The organism is Cribrihabitans neustonicus, assembly GCF_048820895.1.
Lineage (GTDB): Bacteria > Pseudomonadota > Alphaproteobacteria > Rhodobacterales > Rhodobacteraceae > Cribrihabitans_A > Cribrihabitans_A neustonicus.
In genome coordinates this window covers 1-4,052 of record NZ_JBMERQ010000031.1, presented here as the reverse complement: position 1 = coordinate 4,052, position 4,052 = coordinate 1, and the positions used below count along the sequence as shown (strand labels likewise).

At 62.7% G+C, this 4,052-nt stretch carries 6 protein-coding genes; 3 read left to right on the top strand and 3 right to left on the bottom strand.

Annotated features, from left to right (window positions below):
* Positions 1–260: 260 nt before the first annotated feature.
* From ACOHWE_RS20045 to ACOHWE_RS20035, 3 genes are read right to left on the bottom strand one after another with little or no spacing between them, the layout of a single operon-like run.
* Entirely contained in the window at positions 261–689 is a 429-nt protein-coding gene (locus ACOHWE_RS20045) for a YqaA family protein (RefSeq protein WP_420668509.1), read from the bottom strand.
* 1 nt (position 690) lies between these two features.
* Positions 691–2,016: an MFS transporter gene (locus tag ACOHWE_RS20040; RefSeq protein ID WP_420668508.1), complete on the bottom strand. Its 1,326-nt coding sequence runs from the start codon at positions 2,014–2,016 to the stop codon at positions 691–693.
* Positions 2,017–2,023: 7 nt separating this feature from the next.
* The gene (locus ACOHWE_RS20035; protein ID WP_420668507.1) at positions 2,024–2,284 is read right to left on the bottom strand and encodes a metal-sensing transcriptional repressor; all 261 of its coding nucleotides are present in this window, start codon (positions 2,282–2,284) and stop codon (positions 2,024–2,026) included.
* 65 nt (positions 2,285–2,349) lie between these two features.
* Here ACOHWE_RS20035 and ACOHWE_RS20030 point away from each other — a divergent pair, with 65 nt between their 5' ends.
* From ACOHWE_RS20030 to ACOHWE_RS20020, 3 genes are all read left to right on the top strand, one after another.
* Positions 2,350–2,721, top strand: a complete 372-nt coding sequence (locus tag ACOHWE_RS20030) for a hypothetical protein (protein WP_420668506.1) — start codon at positions 2,350–2,352, stop codon at positions 2,719–2,721.
* 58 nt (positions 2,722–2,779) lie between these two features.
* The gene (locus tag ACOHWE_RS20025; RefSeq protein WP_420668505.1) at positions 2,780–3,502 is read left to right on the top strand and encodes a HupE/UreJ family protein; all 723 of its coding nucleotides are present in this window, start codon (positions 2,780–2,782) and stop codon (positions 3,500–3,502) included.
* A gap of 19 nt (positions 3,503–3,521) precedes the next feature.
* Positions 3,522–4,052: transmembrane anchor protein (locus ACOHWE_RS20020; protein ID WP_420668504.1), on the top strand; the 531-nt coding region annotated here is incomplete at its 3' end.

Below are 4,052 nucleotides of genomic sequence, written 5' to 3'. Positions count from 1 at the left end.
GCGCAGAAAGTGAGCTTTGCAAAGTTGCGCTAAGCAGGCAGGCAAAACTGCTCAGAGCAGAACGAAGCTGCCGTTGGAACATCGGCAGCCAACTGGTATGAGCGGCCCATAACCGACTTTGGTTAGGCATCTGGCCAACGGCAAGTTCGGGTGGGTAAGGCCGGATGCGAAGTGACTCGCGGATCGCTTTGTTAATCCCACATCCCAGCGGACATCCGGCCGCGCGGCATGTCTGATGTCGGACCAAAAGCTCGCGTGAGTCAGGCGGCAGCCAATGCGACAGCGGCTACAACAAGATAACGCCCGCCTTTCGCTAAGGTGACAACAATCGCGAAACGCCAAAGCGGCTCGCGCAATACTCCTGCCGCCAGCGTCAACGGATCGCCAATAACTGGCACCCAGGACGCAAGAAGACTCCAGCGCCCCCATCCTCCATACCACGCCGAAGCCTGATCGAGCCTCGCGCGCGATACCGGAAACCAGCTTCGGTCCGAGAAATGCATGAGATACCGCCCGGCCACCCAATTGAGGATTGAACCCAGGACATTTCCTGCCGTTGCTACCGCCAGGAGCAGCCATACCGGGTGGCTGCCGCCAATCAGCATTCCGGCAAGCACAACTTCTGACTGTGCAGGCAGGAGCGTTGCGGCCACCAGAGCCGTCGTGAACAAGCCAATGATGGAAAGCATTTCAGGAGCGTATGGGCCAGCTGCGGTGCAGATCGTCTATGATGATCCCGTGCTTATGCCCGGTGGCCCCGTGCTCTTGCAGATGCGGGTGGTCCGGCGGCAGATCGTCGTGGGTGTGCTCAATTTCCCCGGCCGTTCCGCCGGGCCACTGCACCAGGCAGACCACGATCCCAATTCCCGCCAGAGCGGCCAAGACAACCAGCGCGGGGATGGCGCCGAATTCTGTCATCAGCCAGCCGGACAGCGGATAGGTGACAAGCCAGCAGGCATGCGACAGGGCGAACTGTGCGGCAAACACCGCGGGCCTGTCCTCGGCGTGCGCCGAACGCTTCAGCAGCCGCCCTGAGGGGGTCAGCACCGCGGAATAGCCGAAGCCGACAAGCAGCCATGTGAAAAGCAGCCCTCCCCAATGCAGACCCGATGCGGCGGTGATCCCAGCGAGCCCAAGCAAGGAGAGGACCATGAGGCAGGCGCCCGAAAGCATGACAGGACGGTCAGGAACCCGGTCCAGCAGCCTTGGCAGCAGCAGGGCTGCCGCCATGGAGCCCGCGCCGAAGGCGAACATCGTCCAGGCCAGCGCGCTTTCCGGCAGGCCGAGCAGGCCGCGGACCAGCACGACCGAGTTCACCAGCACCATCGCCCCGGCCGCCGAGACCGCAAGGTTGAGCGCAAGGAGGCCGCGCAGGCGCGGAGTTGCCAGGTAGATGCGTGTTCCGCGCGTTGTGCGGTCGTAAATCCCCCGCGGCTCCGCGGCCTGCGGGCTCGGCAGCCTCACTGAAACCACCAAAAGCGCTGAAGCGGCAAAGCCCGCCACAGTTCCCAGGAACAGCGTATTGTAGCTCATCAATGCCAGCAGCAGCGCCGCCAGTGTCGGGCTGATGATGTTTTCCAGATCATAGGCCAGACGCGAAAGTGAAAGCGCACGGGTGTAGCGCGCCTCGTCGGGCAGCACATCGGGGATCGTAGCCTGGAAAGTGGGCGTGAAGGCCGCTGAGGCAGACTGGAGCAGGAAGATCAGCACGTAGACCTGCCAGACCTCGGTCACGAAGGGCAGCGCCAGAGCGGCACCCGCCCGCACCAGGTCCAGCACGACAAGCAGGCGGCGGCGGTTTACCCGGTCCGCAAAGGCACCTGCAACCGGGGCAATCCCCACATAGGCCACCATCTTGATGGTGAAGACCGTGCCCAGCACCATTGCTGCGCTGTCACCCGCCAGATCGTAGGCCAGCAACCCAAGCGCAACAGTTGCAAGACCCGTGCCCAGCAGTGCAACAACCTGGGCCAGGAAGAGGTGCCGGTAGGTGCGGTCAGACAGGATAGCCAGCATGATTGCCTCAGAGATAGCGTGAGATGGCTTTGAGTTCGACCCGGTCGGCTTCGGAGTTTTCCCCGTCGAGGCAGTGATCCATGTGATCGTGGATCAGCGCCTGTTTGGCGTTGCGGACGGCTTTTTCCACCGCCTGAAGCTGCTGCGCGACTTCGAGACAGGGGCGCCCGTCATCAATCATGCCGATGACCGAGCGCAAATGCCCTTCGGCGCGTTTCAGCCGTGCGGTGAGCTTGGTGTGGCTTGCATGCCGATGCGGTTCTATCATAAGGGTGAGCTATCCTCCTAAGGGGGATAAAGCAAGATGGCGTTTAGAGAGCCACGAGCAGGGACATGGTGCAGGCACGGATTGCCGGAAAATGGACGGAATGGATGCAGCGGGGCCTCGCCGCGCTCCTTTGCCTGTGCCTTGTGTTCTGGTCGTCCCAGCCAGTCACGTCCCACATCCCGGATGTGCTTGCCACCATTCAGGACCATGCGGAGATGATCGAAACCCACGGCCATAGCCACGGGTTCGAAGAAGACCTCGCCTGGGCTCTGCACGGCCACAGCCATGATGCTGCCGATCATGACCACAGCCCAGCGCTCCTTGTCCGTGGCGCCTTTGCCGAGGTGTGGGATGTCCAAGAAGCGGCGGGCTCTCCCGCCGGGCCGTCATGGCGTCCGGGCCCGGTCTATCGCCACGAGCGGCCTCCGCGCGTGTGATCTGGTGCCGCCCAACGCGGCCGCGACACAGAGTCCATACACCTTTTCGGAGACCAACATGACCGCAGTCTTTCGGGACACGCGCCGCGCCGCATTGCGCAGGCCGCTGTTCCTGACAACTCTTATCCTGCTTGCGCTCGGCGCAACTCAGGCCGCAGCCCACAACGTCACCGAGGGCGACGCCGGCTATATCCAGGAGATCTGGGGAGTAAACATCATCCCCTTCATGTATCTCGGCGCCAAACACATGGTGACCGGCTACGACCACATCCTGTTCCTGCTCGGCGTCGTCTTCTTCCTCTACAAGATGCGTGACGTCGGCATCTACGTCAGCCTCTTCGCCATCGGGCATTCGACCACGATGCTGCTTGGCGTCTGGTTCGGCTGGGGCATCAACGCCTATGTCATCGACGCCATCATCGGCCTCTCGGTGGTTTACAAGGCGCTGGACAACCTCGGTGCTTACCAGCGCTGGTTCGGCTTCCAGCCCAATACCAAGCTGGCGACACTGATCTTCGGCTTCTTCCACGGCACCGGCCTGGCGACCAAGATCCTCGACTACGACATCGCCTCCGAGGGGCTTCTGGCCAACCTCCTGGCCTTCAACGTCGGCGTCGAGCTGGGTCAGCTCATGGCCCTGGCCGTGATCCTCATCGTCATGGGCTACTGGAGGAAATCACCGAATTTCTTCCGCCAGGCCTACACCGCCAATGTCGTCATGATGACGCTTGGCTTCATTCTCATGGGCTACCAGCTCACCGGCCTCTTCGTGGCCGCCTGAACCGACAGGAGATATCCAGATGTTCAACGCAGAAAAACCCAGCCTCGACGAACTGCCCAGCTCGAAGCAGCTCCTCCGCTCAACCGTGATCGCTGGTGTCTCGGCCGTGGCGATTCTTGCCACTGTGGTGCTGCCGGCCGAATACGGCATCGACCCGACCGGCATAGGCCGGGCCATTGGCCTGGCCGAGATGGGCGAGATCAAGACCCAGCTCGCCGAGGAAGCCGAGGCCGACCGGCAGATGGACGAACAGTCTAGCCTGCTTGACCAAATGCTCGGCCTCTTCGTGGGCGCGGCCTACGCGCAGGATGCCGCCGCCGAGGCGGCTGAAGAATGGCGCGACGAGACCAGCTTCACCCTGGCCCCGGGCGGCTCCGCCGAGTGGAAGCTGGTGATGGAAGAAGGCCAAACGGCCGAATACCGCATGCTCGTCGAGGGCGGCCGGGTCAACTTCGACTTGCACGGCCATGGCGGCGGCAACTCGGTCACCTATGAGAAGGGCCGTGGCTCGACCGGCGCAGAGGGCGAGATCGTCGCCGAATTCAGCGGC